The sequence below is a fragment of the Kordiimonas marina genome, from assembly GCF_023006325.1.
Taxonomy (GTDB): domain Bacteria; phylum Pseudomonadota; class Alphaproteobacteria; order Sphingomonadales; family Kordiimonadaceae; genus Kordiimonas; species Kordiimonas marina.
In genome coordinates this window covers 169,506-196,487 of sequence record NZ_JAINDF010000004.1, presented here as the reverse complement: position 1 = coordinate 196,487, position 26,982 = coordinate 169,506, and the positions used below count along the sequence as shown (strand labels likewise).

Sequence of the window (26,982 nt, the reverse complement as noted above, 5' to 3'; positions counted from 1 at the left end):
GAACATGCTTTATAATCTGCTCAGCCAATATTCCGAACATGGTGGCATGTTCAACCTGTTCCGTTACCTGACGTTCCGCACGGGTGGCGCGGTGCTGACCGCGCTGATCATCTGCTTCATTTTCGGCCCCGGCATCATCCGCTGGCTCAAGGCCAAGCAGAAGAAGGGCCAGCCGATCCGCGAGGACGGCCCGCAAAGCCATATCATCACCAAGGCTGGCACGCCGACGATGGGCGGCTTCATGATCCTGCTGGCGTTTGGCGTTTCCACCTTCCTGTGGGCGGACCTTTCCAACCCCTATGTCTGGGCGGTGATGATCGTCACGCTCTCGTTCGGGGCTATAGGCTTCGTTGATGACTATCTTAAGGTGACGAAGCGCACCTCGGCCGGGGTTCCGGGCAAGCTGCGGCTCCTGCTGGAGTTCCTGGTCACGGGTGCTGTCGCCTACTGGATTTCCACGATCAACGGCGACACGCTGGCGCTGCCGTTCCTCAAGAATTACCTGATCAACATGGGCATTTTCTATGTGCCTTTCGCCATGCTGGTCATGGTGTGGGGCGGCAATGCCGTGAACCTGACCGATGGGCTGGACGGTCTTGCCATCGTGCCGGTGATCATTGCGGCTTCGGCTTTCGGCCTTATCGCCTATCTTGTCGGCAGTACGGTCTATACGGCTTATCTTGGTGTGCCTTATGTGGCAGGCGCCGGCGAACTCGCTGTGCTGGCGGGGGCCATGATCGGCGCAGGGCTCGGCTTCCTGTGGTTCAACGCCCCGCCTGCCATGGTCTTTATGGGAGACACGGGGTCGCTTGCCCTCGGCGGCGCGCTCGCGTCCATGGCGGTTGTCACCAAGCATGAGATCGTGCTCGGCATCATCGGCGGCCTGTTCTGGCTTGAGACCATTTCGGTGATCGTGCAGGTCGCTTCCTTCAAGCTGACCGGCAAGCGCGTGTTCCGCATGGCGCCCCTCCATCACCACTATGAACAGAAGGGCTGGGCCGAACCCACCATCGTTATCCGCTTCTGGATCATCTCCGTCATCCTGGCCCTTGTAGGCCTTGCAACCCTGAAGCTGAGGTAAGGCGTAAATGATCACGGCATCGGCATATAAGGGCAAGGACGTCGGGGTCTTTGGCCTCGCTCGGACCGGGCTTGCAGCCGTTGAGGCGCTGAAGGCAAGTGGCGCCCATGTTCACGCGTGGGATGACAATGTCGATCGCCAGAAAGCGGCGGTTCCCCATGCTGATGACCTTTACGCTCTGGATTTCAAAACCCTTGATGCCCTGATGCTGGCCCCGGGCGTGCCGCTGACGCACCCTGAGCCGCACACGCTTGTCAAAAAGGCGCAAGGCGCAGGGGTGCCGACGATCAGCGATTTCGATGTATTCGAAGCCGCGCGGGCTGAACTGCCTGCGCACAAAACGGTGGCGGTTACCGGCACCAACGGCAAGTCGACCACCACGGCGCTGATCGGCCATATGGTTGCGGCCTGCGGTCGCCCGGCGGCCATCGGTGGCAATATCGGCACAGGTATCCTGTCGCTCGACGCTTTGCCGGAAGATGGCGTCTATGTCTTTGAAATGTCGTCGTTCCAGATCGACCTGACCCGGTCTTTCACCGCCGATATCGCCATTCTTCTGAACATCACGCCTGACCATCTGGACAGGCACGGCGATATGGCCGGTTATGTTGCCGCCAAGCGCAAGCTGTTTGATATGCAGCGCCCGGGTGCTGCCGCCATCATCGGGGTGGATGACGCCTACGGGGCCGCCATCGCCGCGGAACTCGGCGACAGGGCCGTTCCCGTGTCGGTGATGAAAACCGCCCCCAGCGGCATTTATGTCACCGAGGACGGGATGCTGATCGATGACCGGGACGGCACGGCCACGGCGGTCGGCAGCATTGCCGGTCTGACCGTGCTCAGAGGCCGCCATAACTGGCAGAATGCGGCTGTGGCATATGGGGCCGGGCGCTTGCTCGGCTTTGCGCCGGAGGCCATTCTGGCCGCGTTCGAGAGCTTCCCGGGCCTTGCGCACCGGCAGGAAGTGATCGCCACGATAGACGGTGTTCGCTACGTCAACGACAGCAAAGCGACCAATGTCGACGCCGCCGAGCGCGCGCTCGGCTCCTTCCGCAGCATCCTCTGGATCGCGGGTGGCAGGCCGAAGGATAAAAGCTTCGATGCGCTCGCAGCCCATATGGGCAATGTGAAGCGCGCCTATCTGATCGGTGAGGCGGCAGACGCTATCGCCTCCGGTATCAACGGCCATGTCGATTATATCGATTGCCATGATCTGGCCCATGCGCTGGAGCTGGCCCGTGCCGATGCGGCGGACGGGGATACGGTTCTCCTGTCACCTGCATGCCCCGCCTTTGACCAGTTTCGGGATTTCGAGCACAGGGGCGCCACCTTCCGTGCCCTTGTTGAGGGCCTCATGAAGGGAGCGGACGCATGATTGCCTTTTCGCGCAATGACAATTCGCTGGTCTCCCGCTGGTGGTGGACTGTGGACCGCTTGATGCTGGTTCTGATCCTGGCGCTGGTGATGGTCGGTATCTGGCTGACGCTGACCGCAAGCCCGGCGGTGGCCGAGCGGATCGGTCTCGACCCGTTTCATTTCGTCAAGCGCCAGGCCTTCTTCCTGGGGGTGGGGCTGGTCACCATATTCGGTATTTCCATGCTGTCGACCGCGCTTGTGCGCCGGATGGCCATCATTGGCCTGCCGGTGATGATGATCCTTATGCTGGCGACACTGTTCGTCGGGCCGGAAATCAAGGGCGCGACCCGCTGGCTCCAGATCGGCAGTTTCACGTTGCAGCCGTCCGAATTCCTGAAGCCCTTCTTCTTCGTCGTCACCGCCTGGATCCTCTCGGCCCAGTTCACGGATGACAGCATTCCGGCCAAGCGTGTCGCGTTCGGCATCTATGCCGTCGTGGTCGCCCTCCTGATTTCACAGCCTGACTTCGGGCAAACCGTGCTGATCAGTGCTGTCTTCTTCGCGCAGATGGCCATTGCCGGGCTGCCGCTGATGTGGCTGACGGTTGCGGGGTTGACCGGGCTGGTTGGTGTCGGCATGGGCTATGCGCTTCTGCCGCACGTCGCCAGCCGGATCGACCGTTTCATCAACCCGGCAAGCGGGGACACCTATCAGGCGGACAAGGCTATTCAGGCGTTCCATTCGGGCGGCCTTCTGGGCACTGGCCCGGGTGAAGGTGTTGTGAAGCTCAGCCTGCCGGACGCGCACACCGACTATATCTTCGCGGTGATGGGCGAAGAGTTCGGCGCCATCGCCTGCGTAATGCTGCTGACCCTGTTCGCGGGGCTTGTGGTTCGCGGGCTTGCCCACCTTCTGGAAGAGGAAAACCCGTTCCGCCTGATGGCGGCGGCTGGCCTCATTATGCAGTTCGGCCTGCAGACGTTGATCAACGTCGGCGTGAACCTGGCGCTTCTGCCGTCCAAGGGTATGACCCTGCCGTTTGTCTCCTATGGTGGGTCCTCGATGGTTGCGCTGGCGATCGGCATGGGTATGGTGCTGGCGCTCACGCGCCGGAACCGCTTTATTCGTCCGGGCACCGATCCCATTGGCTGGAGGGCGGCTGAATGAGCGCAGGCACGCCCTATATCGTTCTGGCAGCCGGGGGCACCGGCGGGCATATGATGCCCGCGGAGGCCGTCGCTGGCGTGCTCAAGAATAAAGGCTGCAAAGTGTCGCTCATCACCGACAAGCGCGGGGATGCCATCGGCAATGCGCTCGCCGGGTTCGACCGGTTTGTCCTTGATGCCACCAGCCATATGGCAGGGGGGCTTGTCGGTAAGCTGAAGGCGCTTGTCAGTATCGGCAAAAGCACTTTGCAGGTGCGTAAGCGTTTCAAGGCCGAGCGGCCGGATGTCGTGGTCGGCTTTGGTGGCTACCCATCGCTGCCGGCGGTTCTGGCGGCGCGGAGCCTCAGAATTCCGTATGTCCTGCATGAACAGAATGCCGTTCTTGGCCGGGTTAACCGTCATATGGCCGAACATGCTGCGGCTGTGGCGCTCAGCGTCACCTATACCCAGCGCGTGCCTGAATGGGTGCATACGGTGGTGACCGGAAACCCGGTCCGGCAGATGATCGCCAAGCTTGCGAACCTTGCCTATGCCGTGCCGCTTGGGGCAGGGGATATCCGTGTTTTCATCCTCGGCGGCAGCCAGGGCGCGCGCATCCTGTCGGATGTGGTTCCCGCGGCGCTGGCGGCGTTCGGGAACGATTGCCGCCACCGGTTCGACGTTATTCACCAGGCACGGCCGGAAGACCTGGAGCGTGTCACCGAAGCCTATAAGGCGGCGGGCATTCGCGCGCGGGTGCAACCCTATTTTGATGATGTTGGCTCAGTGCTGACCCGCAGCCAGCTTGTGATCTGCCGGGCAGGCGCTTCCACGCTGGCGGAGCTGACGGCCATGGGCCGCCCGGCGATCCTTGTGCCACTGGCTATCGCGGCGGATGATCACCAGCGGGCGAATGCTGAAGCGGTGGTCGCCGCGCGGGCCGGTTGGATGATGGAAGAAAAAGCCTTCACGGTCGAAGCGCTCCACGAAAAGCTGGAGACACTTTTCTCCGATATGGGCGCCCTGAGGGATGCTTCCGAGAATATGCGCACGCTGGCGCGGCTCAATGCGGCTGATGAGCTGGCAGCGCTTGTAATCAGTATCAGTAAGAAAGAGGGTAAAGCCTGATGCGCGGTATTCCGTTCGACATTGGCATGATTCACTTCGTCGGTATCGGCGGTATCGGCATGTCCGGTATCGCGGAAGTCTTGCATAACCTGGACTATAGCGTACAGGGCTCGGATGCGTCCGAAAGTGCGAATGTGCAGCGCCTCCGGAAGCTGGGCATCGAGGTGAAGATCGGACAAAAGGCCGAAAACCTTGGCGATGCCCGCGTCGTGGTGGTTTCTTCCGCGATCAAGGAAGACAACCCGGAGGTGGTGGAAGCGCGCGCCCGGATGATCCCGGTTGTCCGCCGGGCCGAGATGCTGGCGGAACTGATGCGCCTGAAATGGTGTGTCTCGGTCGCGGGAACCCACGGCAAGACCACAACGACTTCGATGGTTGCCACCGTTCTGGAAGCCGCGGGTATCGACCCGACGGTGATCAATGGCGGCATCATCAACAGCTACGGCACCAACACGCGCCTGGGTGAAGGCGAGTGGATGGTGGTTGAAGCCGATGAAAGCGACGGTACCTTCGTCAAGCTGCCGGCGACCATTGCCGTCGTCACCAACATGGATGCCGAGCATCTGGATTTCTACGGCACGTTCGAAGCCGAAAAGGAAGCCTTCCGCACCTTTGTGGAGCGCGTGCCCTTTTATGGCGCCGCTATCCTGTGCATCGACCACCCGGAAGTGCAGGCGTTGATTTCCCATATCCGGGGTCGCCGCTTTGTCACCTATGGCCTGTCGGCGCAGGCGGATGTCCGCGCAACCAATATCCGGTCCAAGGCGGGGGTGGTGACCTTCGATGCGGTGGTGCGCGCGCGGGCTGACGGCGAGGACCGTGTAATTGCGAATATCAGCCTGCCGATGCCGGGGCAGCACAATGTTCAGAACGCCCTGGCGGCCATCGCGGTCGGGCTTGAGATGAACGCATCTGATGACGTGCTCCGCGCCGCTTTCAAGAATTTCGGCGGGGTTAAACGCCGCTTCACCCGCACGGGCGTGGTGGACGGTGTCACCATCATCGACGATTACGGCCATCACCCGGTCGAGATCGCGGCGGTCCTCAAAGCCGCGCGCGACAGTTTCGACCATAAGGTTATCGCGGTTGTCCAGCCGCACCGCTACAGCCGGCTTCATAGCCTTTTCGAAGAATTCTGTACCTGCTTCAACGATGCTGACGCTGTGCTTGTCGCGCCGGTTTATGAAGCGGGCGAGCAGCCGATTGAAGGCGCGGACCGTGACCATCTGGTTGAGGGGCTTAAGGCCCATGGCCACCGTCATGTCGAAGCGATTGAGGGCGAAAGCGACCTCGCAGACGCCATCCGCCGTCACGCGTCGGAGGGGGACGTTGTTGTGTGTCTTGGGGCTGGGTCGATCAGTAAGTGGGCGAACGACCTGCCGGACGCATTGGTGAAACTTGGGGGTAACCATGAGGGGTGAAACTGATGGCTGAACAGAAAAAATTGAGTTTTCTCGACAGCCTGCCGCATGTCCGTGGCCGGCTTGTCAAGAAGGCACCGCTGGCCCGGCTTAGCTGGTTCCGGACCGGAGGCGAGGCCGACGTGCTGTTCGAGCCGGCCGATGAGGCGGACCTTGTGGCTTTCCTGCGGCATTTGCCGGGGGATGTGCCGCTTACCGTTATCGGTGTCGGCTCCAACCTGTTGGTCCGTGATGGCGGCGTGGATGGTGTCGTGCTCCGTCTTGGCCGGGCGTTTGCCAATATCGTCATTCGCGGCGATGTGGTGAAAGCCGGGGCTGCGGCCATGGACGTGCATGTTGCCAAGGCTGCCGCGCGGGCAGGGCTGACTGGCCTTGAATTCCTGGTTGGGGTTCCCGGTACCATCGGCGGCGCGCTCCGCATGAATGCCGGGGCCTATGGGGCCGAGGTCAAGGATGCCCTCCTGCATGCCCATGCGGTCGACCGCTATGGCCATGTTCATGAACTGCGGCCTGAGGATTTCGACTATCGCTACCGCGAAAGCGCGATCACGGATGCCATGATCATCCTGAGCGGCTCCTTGCAGGGGCGGGCAGGCAATGTGGATGACATCAATGCCGAGATGGCGCGCATCATGAGCGAGCGGCAGGAAAGCCAGCCGATCGGCACGCGCACCGGCGGCAGCACCTTCAAGAACCCGGACGGCATGAAAGCCTGGGAGCTGATCGACAAGGCGGGCTGCCGCGGCCTCCGGGTTGGCGGGGCGCAGGTTTCGGAAAAGCACTGCAATTTCCTGATCAACCACGGCGATGCCAGCGCGGAAGACATCGAAACGCTGGGCGAGATGGTCCGCAAGCGGGTGAAGGAAGAAACGGGTGTGGAACTCGAATGGGAAATCCGCATTCTCGGCAACCATAATGCGGGAGGCCAAAAGGCATGAGGACTGCAATCAGGCACCATTGGGGTATGTTCCTGACGCTGATGCTTTTGGCGCCGGCCGCCATCTATGCGGTCGTGGCGGCGCCGTCGATGGAAAACTTGTTCGTCGAAGGCACGCGGGATGCCGGTTTTGTCCTTGAAAACCTCAAGATTGACGGGATCGACCGCAGCAAGCGCTCGGATGTGCTGGCCGCGCTCGATGTTGACACCGGTGTGCCGCTTCTCGCCATCGACCTCGGCCAGATCCAGAAGAAGCTGGAGGCATTGCCGTGGGTCAAACGCGCGGAAGTAACCCGTGTGCTGCCGGGGGAGTTGAATATCCGCCTGCATGAACGCCAGCCCTATGCTTTGTGGCAGGACCACGGCAAGATCCGCCTGATCGACCCGGACGGGGTGGTGATCACCGACAAGGGCCTGGGTGAGTTCGCCCACCTGATGCTGGTGGTCGGCAATGGTGCACAGACGCACGTGAAGGCGCTGGAGACAATGCTCGAAAAATCCCCCGAACTGGCAGCGCGTGTACGCAGCGCCGTGCGGGTGGGTGAACGCCGCTGGGACCTGATCTTTTCGAACGGCATCCGGGTGAAATTACCGGAGGAAGACCAGAAGCCCTACGGCGCTGAAGCCGCCTGGAACCGTTTTATCGAATTTGAACGCAAACACCGCTTGCTTGAACGCGAAATCAGCGTCATTGACATGCGGCTGAAGGACCGGATGGTCTTGCGCGTTTCGCCCGAAGGCCACCGCCAGATGAAGGGCGAAGAATGGACCATGTAAACAAATCAACCCAGGTGTGTTGAGTAGGAAAGATGAAGCCACTGAAACCAGTCCAGGAAGGAATGATCGCCGCACTCGATGTCGGCTCGGCCAAGGTTGCGTGCCTGATTGCCGAGGTCGATGCCGAAGGGGCCATCCATGTCCGCGGGGTCGGTAACCGCGCCAATGGCGGCGGCGTGTCTTCTGGGGCCATCGTTGATATGGAGATGACGGAAAAAGCCATCCGCGCCTCCGTCGACCAGGCCGAAAAAATGGCTGGAACCACGATCAGCGATGTCTGGCTGACCTTCTCGGGCGGCGAACCCAAAAGCACGATCATCGAAGTGCAGGTTGATATCGCGGGCCATGCGGTAAGCGAAGCTGATATCGATCGGGCCGTCGCCAAGGCGCGCGAAGACGTGGATGTGGAGGAAGACAATATCCTGCACATGTTCGCCGCGGCCTACGGGGTGGACGGCAATTTCGGTGTCCGGGCGCCTATCGGCATGTACGGCAAGAAGTTGACGGTCGCCCTGCATGTTGTCAGTGCCGACAGCGGCCCCTTGCAGAACCTGCAGGCCTGTGTGCGCCGGGCGCATCTTGGTGTGGCAGGGGTGGTTCTGGCGCCGTTCGCGGCAGGTCTTTCCACGCTTGTCGAGGACGAAGCCAAAATGGGTGCTGCCTGCATCGATATCGGCGCCGGGACGACGGGTATTTCCGTTTTTGCCCAGGGCGCGCTTGTCCATGCGGAAGTGCTGCCCATGGGTGGCAGCATGATCACCGAACAGGTGGCCCGCGCACTTTTGGCCCCGTTCGACCAGGCTGAGCGGCTCAAGACTTTCAACGGCGCGGCGGTTGTCGATCCGGCGGATGAACGTCTGGAGATCGAAGTGCCGCAGGTTGGCGAACGCGGCGGCGACAGTGTCGCCCGGATGCCGAGAAGCGCGCTCACCAGCGTTATCCAGAAAGAACTCGAACTGTTGCTCGCCACTGTCGGTGACCGGCTCGATGCATCGGGCTTCTCCGGTGTGGCCGGGCGGCGTGTGGTGCTGACGGGCGGTGTCGCCCAAGCCGAAGGTATCCGGGACCTGGCGAGCCGCGTGCTCGGCCGCCAGGTGCGTATCGGTCGGCCGGAGGTGATCGACGGTCTGCCGCAGGCGGCGCAGGCCAGCAGTTTTTCGGCCGCACTCGGCCTTCTCATCTATGTGGTTCGCAGGCCAGTTCAGGATGCGGCCAAAAAGAACAAGCCGGAAAAGGTAAAAGGCCCGGCAGGCGGTACTTTCAACCGTCTGACACAATGGGTCAGGAATAATTTTTGACGGGCAAAGTGTCGATTCGCTGGTAACGCGCGACTCGGCAGGATATAAAGGATCAAACGGAGGTATTGGGCAATGTCAATCGACTTTGAAAATACGGAACTGACCGAACTCACCCCGAAGATCGCGGTGATCGGTGTTGGCGGCGCGGGCTGTAACGCTGTCAACAACATGATCCGCGCCGAACTGCAGGGTGTGGACTTCGTCGTCGCCAACACGGATGCTCAGGCGCTCGCCAACGCGGCCGCCGACAACCGCATCCAGCTTGGCGTCGAAATCACGCAAGGCCTGGGCGCAGGCGCCCAGCCCAAGATCGGCGAAGCGGCCGCAGAAGAAGCATCGGACAATATCGACGCCATGCTGAACGGCTGCCACATGGCCTTCATCACCGCGGGCATGGGCGGCGGAACCGGCACGGGGGCGGCGCCGGTTATCGCCAAGCGCGCCCGTGACAAGGGCATCCTGACCGTCGGTGTCGTCACCAAACCGTTCCAGTTTGAGGGCGGGCGCCGCATGAAGATCGCGGAAGCCGGCATCTCGGAACTCGCGGGTCATGTCGATACGCTGATCATCATTCCGAACCAGAACCTGTTCCGGGTCGCGAACGAGCGCACCACCTTCGCAGACGCCTTCAAAATGGCTGACGAAGTGCTGCATTCCGGTGTTCGGGGCATTACCGACCTGATGGTCATGCCGGGCCTCATCAACCTCGACTTTGCCGACGTCCGCACCGTGATGTCGGAAATGGGCAAGGCGATGATGGGGACGGGCGAAGCCGAAGGCGAAACCCGTGCACAAGACGCGGCAGCGGCTGCCATCTCGAACCCGCTTCTGGAGGAAGCGTCGCTCATGGGGGCCAAGGGCGTTATCATCAACGTCACCGGCGGCATGGATATGACGCTCTATGAAGTCGACGAAGCCGTGAACATGGTCCGTGACCAGGTAGACCCCGATGCGCTCATCGTCTTCGGGTCGGCCTTCAGCCAGGACCTTGAAGGCAAGCTTCGGGTCTCCGTGGTCGCAACCGGTATCGAAGGCGGCATGGGTGCCGCTGATACGCCCCGGCCTGTCCGGGAAACTGCGCCGCAGACTGAACCTGTTGTTGAAACCGCCGACGCTGCCGACGAACTTGCCGCAGAAACGGAGACTGCAGTAGCCGCGGAAGCAACGGTCAGCGAGTCCCTCGCTGAAGTTGCCGTGCTGATGACCGAGGAAGAGGTCGAGCGCCAGGCTGAGCCGCAGGCGGAAGACGTGGCTGAAGAAGCCGCCGAAGCAGCTCCGGCCAAGGAAGACCTCGAAGCCCGTGCCGTAGCAGCACAGGGTGAGGATGCTTTCGTGGCCGACGCGCCGATGATGCCGAAGGCAAGCCATCCGGCACCGCAGCCAACGAGCGCGAACCCGTTCCAGGAAGCGGCTTACGCCAGTGGGTCTCCGGAAAAGAAAGCACCGACGGCAGAAGCACCTGCCCAGGACGCAGCGCCGCAGCGCCGCAGCCTGTTTCAGCTGATGACGTCCGGTCTTCGGACTGAAAACACTGAGCCTGTAGTGCCGAAGGCCGAGCCGTCCAATGATGCCGGCGCTGTCGTATCAGGCCCTGAACTTGGCGGTCTCAGCGAGGAAGAGCGCCCGGCGCCGAAACCCGCTGAAGACAATACGCAGCAGCTTGAAATCCCAAGCTTCCTGCGCCGTCAGCAAAACTAAGCTTCAGGCAATAGCATTATGAAAAAGGCCGGGGATAACCCCGGCCTTTTTTGTGTCTATGGAAGGCATTCTCCACGAAAACCTTTTTTACTTGCTTTTCTTATGTACCAGTTGTACCCCATATATACATGGTACAAAGGGAACAAGAAATGTACCAGCAATAATCCTAGTCACGACAGACGAGAAAGCTATGCAAATAACCATAGACATAGAAGCCGAGGAACCGCTGTTCGCCCAGCTGATTGCGGGTATCAAGGCGGCCATCGGTGCCGGCAGCCTGAAGGCAGGAGACGCGCTACCCTCGATCCGCCAGCTCGCCAACGACCTGGATCTCAATAACAAGACGGTGGCGAAAGCTTACCGGCTGCTGGAACGCGACCATGTGATTCAGACCAAGGGCTACCGGGGCACGTTTGTGCATCCGGATGCCAAGGCCCATGTGGATTTCGACCTGGCCGCCTGGCTGGAAGCCCAATTGGGCGAAATCATTGAGGCATGCCGCGCGCGTGGCGCCACCGACAGCGAAATCCGTATCGCATTTGCCAACATAATGCAGAATAAATAGGAGCCCCCGATGGCCGACATAACCACGACAGCCGTATCGGCACTTTTCTATCTGGTGTTTGCGTGCCAGATCGTTCTGATATCCCTCTTTTATCCGCGCAAGCTCATGGCCCGGATGACCTATGTTCTGGAGCATTTTCCACCAGCCGAGTATCCGAAGCTCTATCCGGATGCGGGGCCGGGCTTTGAAGCGAGCATGAAGGGCAAGGCCCGCCTGTATCTGGCGGTCAATATGATCATAGCCGCCCTTGGAGTGGTGGCCATGGGACTTATGCTGACTTGGGGGCTCAGCCGGGGCGCTTGTGCGGGCTATTTCATCCTGCAGGCCATGCCCTATCTCTATCTGTCGATCAAGGAAATGGCTCAGTTCAAGGCCATGCGTGCGGCCTATCGCCCCCGATTGCGCGTTGCGGATCTCACCCCCAGGCGCCTATCTGACTTTGTTGCACTCCCGTATGTGGCGGTGGCCGCCGTCCTCTATGTGGCATGGCTGGCCTTCTTTCTGTCAGGGAAGGGGGCGCCAGAAAGCTGGGGAACCAGTGTCGTGGCGACACTGTTGCTGATCTCGGGCATGAACCTTGCCTATGTCTTCATCATCCGGCGTTTCATTTCCGGCAAGAAGCTGAACCCGATAGCCGGCCATGCCGACCAGATGCTGCAGACAAAAACCACGGTAAAGGGGCTGGTTTACTCTTCCATCGGGGTCAGCCTGTTCCTGATCGTCATTGATGCCATGCGCCGCTATGGTCTCCATGATGTGGGACCTGTGGTGACCAGCTTCTACATGCAGGCCTGTGTCGTGTTCGCGATTGGCATGACCCTGGATAAGATCAGGCCCGAGACGATGGATTTCGATGTCTACAAGCCAGACGACACGCTGCCCGCCGGTTAGCCCCGAAATAACAAGAACAACAATTCTTAAGCTTATCTTTTCGGGGCGGTCGGTTTGGTCGCCCCATTTTTTTAGCCGAGGTTGGTACGGTCCCGCTTGGTGAGGCCGGAGGAAGCGACGAGGAACCGCACTGGCTTATCGTCCGCATTGTGGGCGCGGTGTTTGGCACCGGGGGCAATCTCTAACCCATCGCCGGGGCCGAGACGGTGGACATCGCCTTCAAGCTCGATTGAGAGCGTGCCCTCAAGCACATAGAAAAACTGGCGCGTATGGGCATGGAAATGGCGGGTTTCGCCCACGCCTGCGGGGATAGTCTCCTCGGCGATCGCCATGTCATCCCGGTCAAGAAGGCGCCAAGCCTTGGCACCATCTCCCCACGGGTCTTCGGGCAGGGTCTGGGCATTCACTTTCATCATCAGGATTGCCACTTTTCCAGCGCGTCGTCGTCATCTGTTTTGGCGTCAACCCAGGCGTCGCCCGCAGCTGTCGCTTCTTTTTTCCAGAAAGGCGCACGGGTCTTCAGAAAATCCATCAGGAACTCGGCGGCTTCGAAGGCGGCGCGTCTGTGCGCGCTTGCGGTGATGACCAGCACGATATTGTCACCGGGTGCGAGCGTGCCGAAACGGTGGATGATCCGGCAGCCGAGGAGGGGCCAACGGCGTTCAGCCTCGCCTGCGATACGGGCGAGTTCGGTCTCCGTCATGCCGGGATAATGTTCGAGCGTCAGGCTTTTGAGATTGCCGTCCATGTCACGCACGGTGCCGGTGAAACTGACGAAAGCGCCAGCGTCCGTGCGGCCTTCCTTCAGGGCTTCGATCTCACCGCCGACATCGAAGTCGGCTTGCTGAACCGACACATGGGCCATTATCAGCCCCCGGTGACGGGTGGGAAGATGGCGACTTCGTCGGTATCAATGACGGGATGATCGAGCTTCACATGCGTCTGGTTCACCGCGACCCGCAGTTTTTCAGGTTCGGCAAGGGCATGGGCATAGATTTCATTAATGCCTGACAGGTAGCTGAGCAGTTCACGCACGGTGTTGACGTGTTCCGGCAGGTGGAGTGTTTCCTCCGACTTGCCGACGCGTTCCTTCACCCATGCGAAATATACGAGCTGCATACGCTAACTATACCATATGTTTGAGCCCGGCGCGCAAATAGTCGTAGCCGGTATAGAGGGTAAGAACGGCTGCTGCCCAAAGAAGCGCAATGCCGATTTCAAGGGACGGAATGTCGAAGGCCGCGCCGCCCTTGGCCCAGCACAGGGCGCCGAGCGCAAGCATCTGCACCGTGGTTTTCCATTTGGCTGCCATGCTGACAGGAACGCTGACCTGGATGCCGGCCAGGAATTCCCGCAGGCCGGAAACCAGAAGTTCGCGGCACATGATGATGACGGCAGCCACAACATGGATGCCGCTGACCCAACCCGTGGCGACCACCATCAGCAGGATAGCGCCAACCATCAGCTTGTCCGCGATCGGGTCAAGAAACACGCCGATTTTCGAGACACTGCCGGTCGCGCGGGCGAGATAGCCATCGAAAAAGTCGGTGATGCCAGCGAAGAAGAACAGGATGAAGGCAATGTGGCTGCCCAGCGGCTGCTTCATGTAAAAAGACGCCACCAAGATCGGGATCACGAAAATCCGCGACATGGTCAATATGTTCGGCAGGGTCCACATAATCTGTATCTACTCGCGTGGGGGTGGGACTTGGCTTCACAATAGCTGATTGCGAAGGCGCGTCAATGGCACGCACGGAGGATCGGGTGGAATGTGGTTTGGCTGCGGCATTCAGCCGCGGAAATGGTCGTAAATTGTCTGCGCTGTCGCGTGGGAGATGCCGTCGACGCTTTCGAGGTCACGCACGTCGGCATCGGCCACGGCCTTGGCGGAGCCGAAATGATGGAGCAGCGCTTTCTTGCGCTTGGGTCCGATACCTGGGACGCCGTCGAGCGGTGATTTCTTGATGTCACCGGACCGGCGCGCACGGTGGCTGCCGATCGCAAAGCGGTGGGCTTCGTCCCTGAGGCGCTGCAGATAATAGAGCACAGGGTCGGTAAGCGGCAGCATGAAGGTCGGTTTGCCTGGCATATGAAACTGTTCGCGCCCGGCGTTCCTGTCCGGCCCCTTGGAGATGGCGACAATGGCGACATCTGAAACGCCAAGGTCATCCAGCGTTTCCGTGACGGCAGAAAGCTGGCCCTTGCCGCCGTCAATCAGCAGCAGGTCCGGCCAGTGGCCGCGGTCGCGGCTGGCGTCTTCCTTCATCAGGCGGGAGAAGCGCCTGCGCATCACTTCGCGCATCATGCCGAAGTCATCGCCCGGCGTCAGCTCCTCGGACTTGATGTTGAACTTGCGGTAGCTGTTTTTCATGAAGCCTTCGGGCCCGGCGACAACCATACCGCCGAGGGCATTGGTGCCCTGGATATGGCTGTTGTCATAGACCTCGATGCGCTTTGGCGCTTCCGCCATGTCGAAGAGATCCGCCACCCCTTCGAGGAGCCGTTCCTGGCTTGCGCTTTCAGCCATGCGGCGTTCGAGCGATTCCTTGGCGTTCCTTTTGGCCTCCCGCATCAGTTCAGCCTTGCGGCCGCGAACCGGGACCGTCAGCTCGACCTTGCGGCCCATGCGTTCGGTCAGCGCCCCGGCGATGAGCGCAGCGTCCGTCGGTTTATGGGATGTCAGGATCGTCTTTGGCGCGGGCTTGTTGTCATAGAACTGGGTGATGAAGGCCGACAGTACGTCTTCGATGCTGTCGGTCTTGTCATGCTTCGGGAAATAGGCGCGGTGGCCCCAGTTCTGGCCTGCACGGAAGAAGAAGACCTGGATGCCGACGCGGTCGGCGATGACATCGGCGGCGATGACATCGGCTTCGTCTACCATGGCGCCGACCATGCTCTGGTGGCTCTGGATCTGGGTCAGCGCATTCAGGCGGTCGCGGTAGACGGCGGCGATTTCAAACTCCAGCGCGTCCGAGGCTTCCTGCATGGCGGCGGCGAACTTCTTCTGGATGCTGCTGGTGCGGCCTTCGAGGAAGGCGCGGGCCTCGGCGACCATGTCGTCATAGTCGGCCTTGCTGATCTTGTTCACGCACGGCGCGGAACAGCGCTTGATCTGATGCAACAGGCAGGCCCGCGTCCGGCTTTCGAGCACGGCATCGGTGCAGGAGCGGAGCTGGAAGACTTTCTGTAGCGTATTGAGCGTGCGGGTGACCGCGGCCGCGCTGGCGAACGGGCCGTAATATTGACCCTTGTGGCGCCTCGCCCCACGGTGCTTGGTGATCTGCGCCCACGTATGATCCTCCCTGAGGAGGATATAGGGGAAGCTTTTGTCATCCTTGAGGAGCACGTTGAAGGGTGGTTTGAAGCGCTTGATCAGCGAAGCTTCAAGAAGCAGGGCCTCAGCTTCCGTGCGGGTGGTGACGAACACCATCGACCGGGTCGCTGCCACCATGCGCTTGAGGCGGATGGTCAGCCGGTTCGCCTGGGTGTAGGCGACAATGCGTTTGCGGATGCTTTTGGCCTTGCCGACATACAGCACATCACCATGCTCGTTCAGCATCCGGTAAACCCCTGGCGCGGACGGAGCCGTCTTCAGGTGGGTTTTGATGATGTCGGTGCCGATGTCGAGGCTGGTGTCGCTCACCGCGTGTGTCTCCGGAAATGCTGTTGCATCCATTTTTGGCGGAAGTCCGGGAGGGAATCAATCGATCAACTTGTTAATTTTGAGTCGAGAAAAAGATTTCCACTTATCCTGTGGATAAGTTTGTGGGGAACTTCTGCACATAAACTGCAACACGGCTGTAACACTAGGGTTTCCCCTGATTGCCCAAAAAATAGGCAAAATTGTTAAGTCATTGATTTATATAGCTATCAGTTAGGTCAACAAGAGATTTTTACCATCTGCATAAATGTCATCTTGTCTGGAAATGACCCCTGTGGCAGTCACCGATTCGGTGTGTACAACTCACCGCACTTGCGGTTAAGCGCAGGCAGAAAAATACCAATTGTTACTAAACGGTTAAGGATTTATGGACGCCGATGACGCTCGATCTCGACCCCGACAGACATGGCCTCTTTGATCGCTTCGAGCTTTTCAACTTTGACGCGGACACCGATCACCCGATTGTCGTCAAGGGCTAATGCCGCAATTTTTTCGGCCAGTGTTTCGACGAGGTTGATATGGCCAGCTGTCAGGATCGTCTGGATGCCTTTGACGATGTCATGATAACAGACGACGTTATCTAACTGGTCGTCATGATGGTCGGTGGCTTCAAGGACGGACAGATCCACGTTGATGCGGATTTTCTGGTGGGCGCCTTTCTCATGGCTATAGACGCCGATCTCGGCTTCGGTCTCATAGTCGCGCACGAATACATGACGCACGGAGCGGGTGGCATCGGCAAAGGGCAGATGCAAAATATTGGCGTTTATGCCAGCGTCATCATGCGTCATGGACCTAGTCCTCTAAGATATCGTCGGTGCGCCACTTGAGGTGTTGACCGCCGTCCAGCGCAATCATTTGCCCGGTGACGGACGGAGTCTCAAGCAGAAAACGCACGGTGGTGCAAATTTCCTCAGGTGTCGGGCCGCATCCGAGCAGCGTCCGGGCCTGCTCGGCGGCAAACTCTTCCGCGCTTTGACGGGCATTCCTGAGCGTCGGCCCCGGGGCCACGGCATTGACGCGGACCCGCGGCGCCAGGGCCTGGGCGAGGGTCTGTGTCACGGTCCAAAGCCCGGCCTTGGAGGCGGTATAGGACATATATTGCGGGTTAAGCTTCAAGACGCGCTGGTCGATGATATTGACGATATTGCCCATGACCCCGCCCGGAAGCGCCTTGTTGAAGGCCTGGGCAAGCAGGACGGGCGCGCGCAGGTTGACGGCCTGATGCCTGTCCCAGCTTTCGACCGCCAGGTCCGCGATGTCGTCTTTCTCGAAAAGCGAGGCATTGTTGATAAGCGCGGTAAGCGGCGCGCTGAGCGCACTTGCAGCTTCAGGGACCAGGGCGCAGGTAGCTTTCGCATCGGCCAGGTCTGCCATCAGGGCGACCGCCGTTCCCCCCGCTTCCCGGATTTCAGCAACAGTGTCATCGGCTTCAACGGTGGCGTTGTGGCAATGGATGGCCACGGACCAGCCGGCCTTGGCGAGATCAAGCGCAATTGCCCGGCCGATACGCCGGGCAGCGCCTGTAATCAGGACGGTTTTGGCTGCGTCCTTCAGTGTCATACAGCAAGCCCCATCGCGGCGGCGCTATCGGCCGTGTGCGCCAGATAGACCAGATAGACGACGTAAAGCCCCAGCAGGAAGATGCCGCTCAGCTTGGTGACATAGCTTCTACGCTGGCAGAAGGGGACGAGCAACAAAGCCGATCCCAGCATCACCCACAGGTCGACGCGCAGGAAGGGTTCCGGCACCGGGATCGGGCCGACGATCGAGGCGGCGCCCATGATGCCGAGGATATTGAAGATGTTGGAGCCGACCACATTGCCGACAGCGACGTCGCAGTGGCCGCGTACGGCGGCGACAAGGCCTGTCACCAGTTCCGGCAGGCTGGTGCCGATGGCAACCAGCGTCAGCCCGATGACGGCTTCGGAGACCCCATAGGCGCGGGCAATGGAGACCGAGCCATCCACCAGCCAGTGTGCCCCGGCGGCAAGGCCGATAAGTCCGCCAACCACCAGGATGCTCGCGAAGGCGTAACTGTCGGGCCGTTCCTGCAGGCCATCCAGGTCTTGCAGGGGGTCAACCGCTTCCGGGTGCCCTTTGGCGCGAAGCGCGGAATAGAGAAGGAACAGGACAAGGCCCGACAGCAGGACAGTGCCCATGGGCCAGTCGATCACACCGCGGTATGCCATGGCGATGAAGATAAGCGTCGCGCCGATCATGATGCCGATATTGCGGCCGAGCCGGGGCGCCCCGCAATGCATGGGGGCTATCAGCGCGGGCAGGCCCACGACCAGCAGCACGTTTGCGATGTTGGAGCCGACCACATTCCCAAGCGCCAGGGTCGGTGCCTTGTTGATAACGGCATCTACCCCGACCACCAGTTCGGGGGCGGAGGTGCCGAAGGCAACGATGGTCAGGCCGATCACCAGCGTAGAGATGCCAGCCCGCTGCGCCAAAGACACGGCGCCGCGTACTAAAAAGTCACCGGCGAACACAAGAAGGACAAGCCCGGCAACAACTTGAACATAGGCCATGGGGTGATCGAATCCTTATTACTGGCGCCACGCGAGGACGTCTTTAGACGCTTATATAGGGATTAAGTTCGCCGATGGGAAGGGGTGGCTTGGGTTTCACTTTCATATGGTTGTCCGGGTGGATGCCCTTTGTGAATAGGTCAGTAGCCAAGCTTGAGGTCGAGCAGGTTTTCAGGCGTGTCGCCTGCCTCGATCCTGGCGATGTTCCGAAGCACATATTCGGCGGCGGTATCCGGCCGTGTGATAGCGGCGGAATGCGGTGTGATGATGACCTTTTCCTGCTCCCACAAGGGGTGATCCGCGGGGAGGGGCTCTTCCGGGAAGACATCAAGCGTCGCCCCATTGATATAGCCGCTGTTCAGAAGCGCGATAAGGTCATCAAGGACAATGAGTGTGCCGCGCCCGGCATTGATGACGGCGGCGCCTTCCGGCAGGCGGGAGAGCCGTTCGAAATTCATCAGGCCCTCCGTTTCCTTGGTGGAGGGCAGAAGGCCGACGAGGATGTCTGTGCGGGCGAGGAAGTCATTGAGTTGGTCCATGCCGTGAAAGTGGCGGATGCCGTCTTCCGCGGGCTTCGGGCTTCTGGACCAGCTGGCGAGATTATAACCTATGGGTTTGAGGGTTGCGGCTGCGCATTTGCCGAGTGCCCCATAGCCGAGGATACCGACGCGCACGTCCCTGGCGGCGAGGGAAAAGGCCCGCTGCCATTTCTTGTGGCGTTGGTCGGCAATGAAATTGAGCATTTTGCGGTGGTGCATCAGCACATTCATCAGCACATATTCAGCCATGCCTTCCTTGAGGCCGTCATCCCCCATCCGGATGATCGGCACATCTTTCGGCAGGTCCGGGTCGGCCATCAGGTGGTCGATGCCGGCGCCCAGGGAAAAGATCGCCTTGATATTCGGGTAGCGCTTCAGGAGGCCGGGTTCAGCTTCCCACACGAAGGCGTAGGCTGGGCCGTCATCCGGGGAACCCCAGTCCGGGAAGCTCCTGAAATCGATGGAAGGGTCGATTTTCTTAAAACAGCCCCGCCACATGTCGTGGCTATAACCGTCCAGATAAAACAGGATGCGCGTCATGGAACCTCCTTCCCTGAATAATGCCTTTTATCCCCTACAGGCGTCACATAGGGCATAAAAGGCAAAAGTCAGCTTGAAAAGCTTTAGGGAATCAATTATCTGTGCGCCCGAACAAAAGGCGAAGAAGGCCGCTTGCGTGTTTTCCTTGCTTTTTACCGGTGCAGGCCTTATGGTCCGCGCCTCGAATCAAGGGGTTCACGCGCATGTGGGCCCGGTGGAGATGGCCGGTGGCGCCAAAAGCCGTGCCCCGGTGACTAGAGAAGGTTAGAGAAATGGCAGTTCCTAAGAGAAAAACTACGCCGTCCCGCCGTGGCATGCGCCGTTCGCACGACGCCCTGGCGCCGGTTAACTTCCAAGAAGACTCGCACACCGGCGAATACAAGCTGCGTCATCACATTGACCTGAAGACCGGCATGTACCGTGGTAAGCAGATTCTGGAGCCCAAAGGCGACTATTAAGCCTTTCGCTTCGACCGAAAAAAACGGCGTCCCAAGTATGGGGCGCCGTTTTTTTATGGCCTACACCTCCCGCTGTGCATTTGCTACCATGGTGCCTATCGGATTTAGCCGGAACGGGGAGGGCAAAATGGGCAAATTGTCACTGAAACATGTCGTCGGCGCGGCGCTCATTTTTGTATTGAGCGCGTGCGTCACCACGAATGAGGTGACCGGACGGTCACAGTTCATCACCATTCCGGCGTCCGAAGATACGTCCCTTGGTCTTGAGGCGATGGCTGAGGTCAAGAAAACCGCCCCGGTTCTGGAAAGCGGCCCTATGGTTGATCGTGTGCGCCGGATCGGCAAGCGGATCGCCGCCATCTCAGACAATCCGAACCTGCCCTGGGATTTCGTCGTGATCGACGAACCCGTCCTCAATGCCTGGGCGCTTCCCGGTGGTAAAGTTGCCGTTTACGCCAAAATGGTCAACAGCTTGACCGATGATGCCGAGCTCGCGGCCGTGCTGGGGCATGAGATTGCCCATGCGGTCCTGCGCCATGGCGCCGAGCAGCTCAGTCGCGCCCAGATGCAGAGCCTGATCATCGTGGGCGTCGGCGCTGCGGTCGGCGCTGCCACCAAGGACGATGAGAAGGCCCAGCTCGCGGTGGGGCTCGGAAGTTTGGCGGCCCAGGGGTTTGTCGCTTTGCCGCACAGCCGGTCGATGGAGCTGGAAGCCGATGATATCGGCACCCGCTACATGGCCAAGGCTGGCTATGACCCCCGGGCGGCTGTCCGGCTTTGGGAGCATATGAAAACCCTCAAGGATGCCGGTGGGCCGCCGACTTTCCTGTCAACGCACCCGTCGGATGATAAACGTATCGACCGTTTGCAGGCGCAAATGCCATACTATCTTAGCGTTTACAAAAAGCGGTAAGGGCTGATTCTGGTTTCAACTCAAACCGCTATCTGGAATTGCTATTATCCTTAGAATTTTATCTAAATTCTATCTGAAGTTTGCGTGACCCCTGACAAATAAGCATGATGCAGCCGATTGAGTGGGGTGGGGCTATTGCTCGCAATGGTAGAATGGTGCATTGTGTAATGCAGGCAAGGGTCCCTTGAGGGGATAACGCGAATGCAGGAAACGGAAATACACAAGTTGGCGTCGGACTATCTGGCCTTCTTCCGGGGAGGGCAGCGGCTCGACCAACCTGAGATGTTTTCTCTGGGCAAGATTTCTCGCCTCTGCCAGGACGAAGCGTCCCTTGGCTTCAAGGTGGCGTGGGTCATTGCCAACAGCGCGGATGCGGACAATGCCAAGGCGCTGGCGAGCCTGGGAACGGGCCCGCTCAAGGACCTGATGCGTTGCCATGGCGAAGAAATGCTAGGCCTGCTTCTGGAGGCCGCGCGTGAAAACGCCAACTTCTGTGTGGCGCTTTCGTGTGTGTGGAAAAATGCGGTTGATGAAGGGCTGTGGTCCCAGCTTAGTGAAGGCCTGCACGCGATCCGGACGAGCCACGGCGACCAGTTGCTGTCACCGTCAGAAGGCTGACATCCCTTAAGCGGCTGAGAAATCGAGCCCGATATCCACGGCAGGTGCTGACTGCGTCAGCCGTCCCACGGAAATATAATCGACACCGGTTTCGGCAATCGGTCGGATCGTCTCCAGCGTGACACCGCCGGAGGCCTCGCACGTTATCCTGCCGTCCACCATGGCCACAGCCTCGCGGAGCATGGCAAGTGACATATTGTCGAGAAGCAGGCTATTGGCGCCCGCATCCAGCGCTTCCCTGACCTGGTCGAGCGTGTCGCACTCAACCTGGATGTCAGTCCGGCCTGCCGCCTTGGCGCCAGCGACGGCCTTGGAGACGGAGCCTGCTACGGCGATATGGTTATCCTTGATCATCACGGCATCGAACAGGCCCATGCGGTGGTTCTTGGCGCCGCCCATGGCCGTGGCGTATTTCTCCAGCTTGCGCAGGCCGGGGATGGTCTTGCGCGTGTCCAGAAGCCGTGCGCCGGTACCATCGATCCGGTCGACATAGGTGCGGGTGAGGGTGGCGATGCCTGCGAGGTGCTGGACGATATTGAGCGCGGTGCGTTCTGCGGTCAGTAGCGCGCGTGCCTTGCCTTCAAGCGTGACCAGCGGCGTGCCGGGGCGGACCTTGTCGCCGTCCTTGGCGTCGAACGTGACCTGACAGTCCGGGTCAAGCTGATGGAAGATCGGCGCCACCAGCGGCAGGCCTGCGACCACCATATCCTCGCGCGCATTCATCACCGCCTTCAGGCGGGCTTCAGCGGGGATCACGGTCGCACAGGTAACGTCGCCGTCACCGACATCCTCGGCGAAGGCGATGTCGATGAAGGTTTCGATCTCTTGGGCGCTCAGCGGAAAGTCGGTCATGAAAGCGTGTCCCGCATCAGGCGCCGACGGCGGAGACGTCTTTGGCGGCACCCTTCTGGGGGCTCAGTTCCAGCATCCGGCGCAGCGGCTTTTCGGCTTTCACCCGGGTTTCCTCGTCAAGGTCGATTTCCGGGCCAAGGTCACGCAGACACAGATACAGCTTCTCCATGGTGTTGAGCGCCATGAAGGGACAGGTGTTGCAACTGCAATTGCCGTCAGCACCGGGCGCCCCGATAAAGGTCTTGTGGGGCGCGGCTTTCTGCATCTGATGGATGATGCCGGGTTCGGTGGCGACGATGATGGTGTCGGCATCGCTTTCGGTCGCGAACTTCAGGATCGAACTGGTGGAGCCCACATGGTCGGCGTGGCTCACGATCTGGTCCGGGCATTCGGGGTGGGCGGCCACAGGCGCGTCCGGGTGCTTGGCCATCAGCTTGATCAGCTCTTTTTCCGAGAACATCTCATGGACGATGCAGGTACCCTGCCACAAAAGCATATCGCGGCCGAGCTTGCGCGACAGGTAACCGCCCAGGTGCCTGTCGGGCGCGAAGATGATCTTTTGGTCTTCAGGCAGCGACGCGACGATATGTTCAGCGTTCGAGCTGGTGACGATAATGTCGGTCAGCGCCTTCACCTTGGCCGAGCAGTTGATGTAGCTCAGCACCATATGGTCCGGGTGCGCCTTGACGAATTTTTCGAACTCATCCGGCGGGCAGCTGTCCTCGAGGCTGCAGCCGGCTTTCATGTCCGGCAGCACAACCTTCTTGTTCGGGCTCAGGATCTTGGCAACTTCGGCCATGAAGCGCACACCGCAGAAGACGATGACATCGGCGTCGGTTTCCGCCGCCTTGCGCGAAAGGTCCAGGCTGTCGCCGACAAAATCGGCAATATCCTGGATTTCGGCGGCCTGATAATAGTGCGCCAGGATAACGGCGTTCTTCTCTTTCCTCAGGCGATTGATCTCAGCCACCAGGTCAAGGGTGGGGTCAACGGTGGGGTTGTTTATCAGGTTCATAGGTCTTCGTCTTTTCCCGCGGGGGAGGGCTTGTCGCTGCGTCCCGCGCGTGCGTTCCTGTCATAAATCTGCCGCATAGATACCGGCCCGGCTGCGCCTTGGCAATCAAGGATTTGTTGGGCCTCAGCTTAGCCGATATTCACTCATCAACCTAGGCGGGCCATCCGTGGCCACACGGCCTTCATCCACAAGCGCAATCAGGTGCCCGAAAACCGAGCGTGCGGCCGCCCCATGCAGGCGCTTGTCCACATCCTTGTACATGCGGCTGACCATTATATCGATGGTCATGGGGCCTTCTTCAAGAAGCGCCATGATCTGGCCCTCACGCATCCGGCGGTGGGTGATGATCCCGCGGACGAAACGTTTGGGACCCTCGACCGCCGGGCCGTGGGTCGGTAACAGCCGATCCGGGGCTTCCTCAATCACCCGGGCGAGGCTTTTGAGATAGTCACGCATGTCGCCGTCAGGCGGCGAGATGACCGTGGTCGCCCAGCCCATGATATGGTCGCCTGAGAAGAGGGTCTTTTCCTCCTCCAGCATGAAACACAGATGGTTGGCGGTGTGGCCGGGGGTATGGATCGCCCGCAAGGTCCAGTCGTCGCCCTCAAGCCTGTCTCCGTCTTTCAGGAGGATATCGGGCGTGAAAGCCTTGTCGGCCCCGGCTTCCACCTCTTCTTCCTCAAGCCCGCCCTTACGGCCTGCGCCGTGAGGGCCGTAGGCATAAACCGGGGCCCCGGTTTTCGCCGCCAGCCAGCCGCTTAAGGGGCTGTGATCGATGTGGGTGTGGGTCACCAGGATATGGCTGATGGTGCGTGTGCCTGCCGCTTTCAGGATCGCCTCACCATGCTCGGGCATCATCGGGCCGGGGTCGATGATGGCGAGATTGTCGCCTGCGCCAACCAGATAGGTGCCCGTGCCCGTGTAGGTATAGGGGCTCGGGTTCCGGCACATGACGCGGACGACCCGGTCGCTGACCTGCTCCGGCGTACCGTACTCGACCGGGATACCCATGATATATTCCGTTGCCATCAGGCGCGCTCCCATCCCGGATGGGCGGATTTGCCCTTAGGGATTAAGCTGCATGTATGCTCGGTGGTGCCGTTTTCAATCTGCAATGTGGCGTGGCTGATGGCGAAGCGGCTGTTAAGGCCGCTTGTCACCGTGTCGATGAAGACATCGCCGGGGTGGCCGTCCGGCATGACCAGATGGACGGTCAGCGCGCTTTCGGTGGTGCTGAGGCCCCAGATATGCAGGTCATGCACATCGCTGACACCGGTTTGTGCTTTCAAATAGTCGGTTACCGAGGCGGCATCGATGCTGGCCGGTACCGCCGCCATGGCGAGCGCGAGCGATTCCTTCAAAAGCCGCCATGTGCTGAAGAGGATCACGGCGACGATGACGAGGCTGAACACCGGGTCGAGCCAGTACCAGCCCGTTTTCATCATGACCAGCCCGGCGACCATAACGCCGAGGGACACTGCCGCGTCAGCCGCCATATGCAGGTAAGCGCCGCGGATGTTGAGGTCATGCTTGCTGCCCTTCATGAACAGCCAGGCGGACAGGCTGTTGATGATGATGCCGATCCCGGCCACCGTGGTGACGGTCGCGCCTGCGACCTCAGGCGGGGCGGCAAAACGGCTGATGGCCTCCCAGGCAATACCGCCGCAGGCGAACAGAAGAATGATGGCATTCGCGAGCGCCGCCAGGATCGTGCTGTTCCTGAGGCCGTAGGTATAGCGCGCGTTCGGCGCTTTCTGGGCCAGGGATACCGCGCCCCAGGCCAGGATCAATCCCAGCACGTCAGACAGGTTATGCCCGGCATCGGCCATGAGGGCGGTTGAATCGGCGATGAAGCCATACGCGAATTCGGTAACAACGAAGACCGAATTGAGCAGAATGGCGATGACGAACGCCCGGCTGTGGTCAGCCGGATCGCCATGGTGATGGCTATGTCCGATGCCGTGGTCGTGGCTGCAGGATGAATGTGATGCCTGGGGAGAAGTCATAAAGGTCAATCTGCTTCCGGGTGAGGTTCTGAAATATGGTCCAGCATATCCGCGAGCATCCCGGAGATATGCTGATCGGCCGCGACATAGAAAACTTGTTTGCCGCTTCTTTCCGATTTGACGATACGGGCCGCGCGCAAGAGCCTGAGGTGATGGCTGACAAGCGAGGGGCTCAGGTCGAGCTTATGGGCGAGATCACCGACCGACACAGGCGCGGAGACACAGGCAAGCACGATACGCAGGCGTGTCGTGTCCCCCAGAAGCCGGAACAGGTCGGCCAGTTCGGCGATATTGTGGTCAGAGGCCATGATGATATAACCTACAAACAATTCAATACATGTTCATATGTTACATATAGCAAAATGCCGCCAAGCGACAAGAGTGAAATTGAATTTTTGGGGAGAGTGGTCTGGAACCGACTGCATCGAGCGGATTGAGGTGGGGCAAGAAGATGCAGTCGGTTCCAAGTCTCTAGTCATTCCCGTGGCAGCGGGACGACCCTAAATCTGGACCTAGAATTCGGTGGCAGCCGGAGTTCCAGGTTCGCCCTCCTATACTCAAGGGCCGTGCCAGTTTTTAATGCTGTTTAAAATCAACATGTTATGGTTTTAGGATGCCGGAATGTCCCAAAATGGGGCAGTCTTGTTTCAAAATGATACGGAAAATAATGTCTCAATTTGAAACAATCGGCGTGAAGCCGAAACGGCGCCATACGGGTCCGCTGGCCGGACTGGTGAGATAGGTCAGGAAAGCATTGGCATCCGCCTGTGCCGCTTTGGTCATGCCGGCCATATAGAGGATGGGCTTGGTGCTGCCTTCCGGCACGGTGCCGAGGATGATAACCCGCTTGCTGGCCGCGGCATCACTGCCGTAGACAAAGCCGGGAAGCCCGCCGCGTTCCACCAAAAGCAGCGCTTGGCGCACATTGGGGGCAAGGGCGAGCCGGGGTTTGAGCGGCAGCCATAGGCCGATGTGTTCAAGAAAGGCGCGGGCATAGGCGCCTGCGGGGGCGATGGCCGGGTCCGCGAGGGCAAGCTTGCCGCCGCCGACCGTTTTTTCAATCAATTCCCTGGTTACAAGGTGGCCCGGTGTGCCTGCCGCACCACGGGAGGGCACCACCAGCACGAGGCTGTTTTTGACGAGGGGCACTGGGGCCCCTGACAAAAACCCGCCCTTTTCCAGCATCTGCACCCACGCCGGGTTGGCGGACAGCATCAGGTCCGCGGGGGCGCCGGCTGCAACCTGCCGCGCCATCGTGGCACTGGCGCCGAACGAGAGACGAGGCATCGGCTTGCCGGTCTCGCGGGCCCAGGCGGTGGCTTCCGCCTTGAGAACATCGGTGAGGCTTGCGGCGGCAAACACGATCAGCGGTTTTTTGGGCTCATCCGCGCGGGCTGCCTGTCCCCCCAGTATCAGGGCGGTGGCACACAGGATGGCACTTAGAAAGCGATGCGGCATGGCGGGCTCCTGGGTCGCGAAGGGGTTGGTCTTTCCGGCATAGTCAGTTTTCCGGCTTCACGCAAGCAGGCCTCTCCCTGGCGGTTTT

Annotated in this window: 29 protein-coding genes; 14 read left to right on the top strand and 15 right to left on the bottom strand. The window is 60.2% G+C overall.

What is annotated here, in order from left to right; genetic code table 11:
• Positions 1–4: 4 nt before the first annotated feature.
• From mraY to K6118_RS10245, 11 genes are all read left to right on the top strand, one after another.
• The gene (gene mraY, locus K6118_RS10295) at positions 5–1,081 is read left to right on the top strand and encodes a phospho-N-acetylmuramoyl-pentapeptide-transferase (protein ID WP_247120267.1); all 1,077 of its coding nucleotides are present in this window, start codon (positions 5–7) and stop codon (positions 1,079–1,081) included.
• 7 nt (positions 1,082–1,088) lie between these two features.
• Positions 1,089–2,456: a UDP-N-acetylmuramoyl-L-alanine--D-glutamate ligase gene (murD, locus tag K6118_RS10290; protein WP_247120266.1), complete on the top strand. Its 1,368-nt coding sequence runs from the start codon at positions 1,089–1,091 to the stop codon at positions 2,454–2,456.
• Entirely contained in the window at positions 2,453–3,604 is a 1,152-nt protein-coding gene (ftsW, locus tag K6118_RS10285; protein WP_247120265.1) for a putative lipid II flippase FtsW, read from the top strand. Before murD ends, ftsW begins: the two co-directional genes overlap by 4 nt.
• A complete protein-coding gene (murG, locus tag K6118_RS10280) occupies positions 3,601–4,710 on the top strand; it encodes an undecaprenyldiphospho-muramoylpentapeptide beta-N-acetylglucosaminyltransferase (RefSeq protein WP_247120264.1) in 1,110 nt (369 codons plus the stop codon). Before ftsW ends, murG begins: the two co-directional genes overlap by 4 nt.
• Positions 4,710–6,131: a UDP-N-acetylmuramate--L-alanine ligase gene (murC, locus tag K6118_RS10275; protein WP_247120263.1), complete on the top strand. Its 1,422-nt coding sequence runs from the start codon at positions 4,710–4,712 to the stop codon at positions 6,129–6,131. Before murG ends, murC begins: the two co-directional genes overlap by 1 nt.
• A gap of 5 nt (positions 6,132–6,136) precedes the next feature.
• Positions 6,137–7,069, top strand: a complete 933-nt coding sequence (murB, locus tag K6118_RS10270) for a UDP-N-acetylmuramate dehydrogenase (protein ID WP_247120262.1) — start codon at positions 6,137–6,139, stop codon at positions 7,067–7,069.
• Positions 7,066–7,845: a cell division protein FtsQ/DivIB gene (locus K6118_RS10265; RefSeq protein ID WP_247120261.1), complete on the top strand. Its 780-nt coding sequence runs from the start codon at positions 7,066–7,068 to the stop codon at positions 7,843–7,845. Before murB ends, K6118_RS10265 begins: the two co-directional genes overlap by 4 nt.
• A 62-nt stretch (positions 7,846–7,907) precedes the next feature.
• On the top strand, positions 7,908–9,143 hold the full coding sequence (ftsA, locus tag K6118_RS10260; RefSeq protein ID WP_247120260.1) for a cell division protein FtsA: 1,236 nt from the start codon (positions 7,908–7,910) through the stop codon (positions 9,141–9,143).
• Between the two features lie 72 nt (positions 9,144–9,215).
• Positions 9,216–10,841 carry a cell division protein FtsZ gene (gene ftsZ, locus K6118_RS10255; protein WP_247120259.1) on the top strand — a complete coding sequence of 542 codons (1,626 nt, stop codon included), beginning with the start codon at positions 9,216–9,218 and terminating at the stop codon, positions 10,839–10,841.
• Positions 10,842–11,031: 190 nt separating this feature from the next.
• Complete coding sequence (locus tag K6118_RS10250) at positions 11,032–11,406, top strand: GntR family transcriptional regulator (protein ID WP_247120258.1); 375 nt, start codon at positions 11,032–11,034, stop codon at positions 11,404–11,406.
• A gap of 9 nt (positions 11,407–11,415) precedes the next feature.
• Complete coding sequence (locus K6118_RS10245) at positions 11,416–12,297, top strand: hypothetical protein (protein ID WP_247120257.1); 882 nt, start codon at positions 11,416–11,418, stop codon at positions 12,295–12,297.
• A gap of 71 nt (positions 12,298–12,368) precedes the next feature.
• On the opposite strand, the gene K6118_RS10240 is transcribed toward K6118_RS10245, so the two are convergent.
• The 9 genes from K6118_RS10240 to K6118_RS10200 form a co-directional block, all read right to left on the bottom strand.
• Positions 12,369–12,713, bottom strand: a complete 345-nt coding sequence (locus tag K6118_RS10240) for a cupin domain-containing protein (protein ID WP_247120256.1) — start codon at positions 12,711–12,713, stop codon at positions 12,369–12,371.
• Positions 12,713–13,162: a molybdenum cofactor biosynthesis protein MoaE gene (locus tag K6118_RS10235; RefSeq protein WP_247120255.1), complete on the bottom strand. Its 450-nt coding sequence runs from the start codon at positions 13,160–13,162 to the stop codon at positions 12,713–12,715. Before K6118_RS10235 ends, K6118_RS10240 begins: the two co-directional genes overlap by 1 nt.
• Positions 13,163–13,164: 2 nt before the next feature.
• Positions 13,165–13,416: a molybdopterin converting factor subunit 1 gene (gene moaD / locus K6118_RS10230; RefSeq protein ID WP_247120254.1), complete on the bottom strand. Its 252-nt coding sequence runs from the start codon at positions 13,414–13,416 to the stop codon at positions 13,165–13,167.
• 7 nt (positions 13,417–13,423) lie between these two features.
• Positions 13,424–13,975, bottom strand: a complete 552-nt coding sequence (gene pgsA, locus K6118_RS10225; protein ID WP_281500746.1) for a CDP-diacylglycerol--glycerol-3-phosphate 3-phosphatidyltransferase — start codon at positions 13,973–13,975, stop codon at positions 13,424–13,426.
• A gap of 111 nt (positions 13,976–14,086) precedes the next feature.
• On the bottom strand, positions 14,087–15,973 hold the full coding sequence (gene uvrC / locus K6118_RS10220) for an excinuclease ABC subunit UvrC (RefSeq protein ID WP_281500745.1): 1,887 nt from the start codon (positions 15,971–15,973) through the stop codon (positions 14,087–14,089).
• 350 nt (positions 15,974–16,323) lie between these two features.
• Entirely contained in the window at positions 16,324–16,749 is a 426-nt protein-coding gene (gene folB, locus K6118_RS10215) for a dihydroneopterin aldolase (RefSeq protein WP_247120251.1), read from the bottom strand.
• Between the two features lie 4 nt (positions 16,750–16,753).
• Positions 16,754–17,521: an SDR family oxidoreductase gene (locus K6118_RS10210; protein WP_247120250.1), complete on the bottom strand. Its 768-nt coding sequence runs from the start codon at positions 17,519–17,521 to the stop codon at positions 16,754–16,756.
• Positions 17,518–18,495: a calcium/sodium antiporter gene (locus tag K6118_RS10205; protein WP_247120249.1), complete on the bottom strand. Its 978-nt coding sequence runs from the start codon at positions 18,493–18,495 to the stop codon at positions 17,518–17,520. Before K6118_RS10205 ends, K6118_RS10210 begins: the two co-directional genes overlap by 4 nt.
• Before the next feature lie 140 nt (positions 18,496–18,635).
• Entirely contained in the window at positions 18,636–19,574 is a 939-nt protein-coding gene (locus K6118_RS10200; protein WP_247120248.1) for a 2-hydroxyacid dehydrogenase, read from the bottom strand.
• A gap of 272 nt (positions 19,575–19,846) precedes the next feature.
• On the opposite strand from K6118_RS10200, the gene rpmF reads away from it, so the two are divergent.
• The 3 genes from rpmF (at position 19,847) to K6118_RS10185 (ending at position 21,563) form a co-directional block, all read left to right on the top strand.
• Positions 19,847–20,032 carry a 50S ribosomal protein L32 gene (gene rpmF / locus K6118_RS10195; protein ID WP_247120247.1) on the top strand — a complete coding sequence of 62 codons (186 nt, stop codon included), beginning with the start codon at positions 19,847–19,849 and terminating at the stop codon, positions 20,030–20,032.
• Positions 20,033–20,159: 127 nt separating this feature from the next.
• Positions 20,160–20,945, top strand: a complete 786-nt coding sequence (locus K6118_RS10190) for a M48 family metallopeptidase (RefSeq protein WP_247120246.1) — start codon at positions 20,160–20,162, stop codon at positions 20,943–20,945.
• A 201-nt stretch (positions 20,946–21,146) separates the two neighbouring features.
• Positions 21,147–21,563, top strand: a complete 417-nt coding sequence (locus tag K6118_RS10185) for a DUF6869 domain-containing protein (RefSeq protein WP_247120245.1) — start codon at positions 21,147–21,149, stop codon at positions 21,561–21,563.
• 6 nt (positions 21,564–21,569) lie between these two features.
• Here the strand turns inward: K6118_RS10185 and nadC are convergent, their stop codons facing one another.
• From nadC to modA, 6 genes are all read right to left on the bottom strand, one after another.
• A complete protein-coding gene (gene nadC / locus K6118_RS10180) occupies positions 21,570–22,415 on the bottom strand; it encodes a carboxylating nicotinate-nucleotide diphosphorylase (RefSeq protein WP_247120244.1) in 846 nt (281 codons plus the stop codon).
• Positions 22,416–22,431: 16 nt separating this feature from the next.
• Positions 22,432–23,430, bottom strand: a complete 999-nt coding sequence (gene nadA, locus K6118_RS10175; protein ID WP_247120243.1) for a quinolinate synthase NadA — start codon at positions 23,428–23,430, stop codon at positions 22,432–22,434.
• Between the two features lie 123 nt (positions 23,431–23,553).
• The gene (locus K6118_RS10170) at positions 23,554–24,459 is read right to left on the bottom strand and encodes an MBL fold metallo-hydrolase (RefSeq protein WP_247120242.1); all 906 of its coding nucleotides are present in this window, start codon (positions 24,457–24,459) and stop codon (positions 23,554–23,556) included.
• A complete protein-coding gene (locus K6118_RS10165; RefSeq protein WP_247120241.1) occupies positions 24,459–25,436 on the bottom strand; it encodes a cation diffusion facilitator family transporter in 978 nt (325 codons plus the stop codon). The genes K6118_RS10170 and K6118_RS10165 overlap by 1 nt, the downstream gene beginning before the upstream one ends.
• A gap of 5 nt (positions 25,437–25,441) precedes the next feature.
• Complete coding sequence (locus tag K6118_RS10160) at positions 25,442–25,744, bottom strand: ArsR/SmtB family transcription factor (RefSeq protein ID WP_247120240.1); 303 nt, start codon at positions 25,742–25,744, stop codon at positions 25,442–25,444.
• 364 nt (positions 25,745–26,108) lie between these two features.
• Positions 26,109–26,894, bottom strand: a complete 786-nt coding sequence (gene modA / locus K6118_RS10155) for a molybdate ABC transporter substrate-binding protein (protein ID WP_247120239.1) — start codon at positions 26,892–26,894, stop codon at positions 26,109–26,111.
• Between the last annotated feature and the right edge of the window lie 88 nt (positions 26,895–26,982).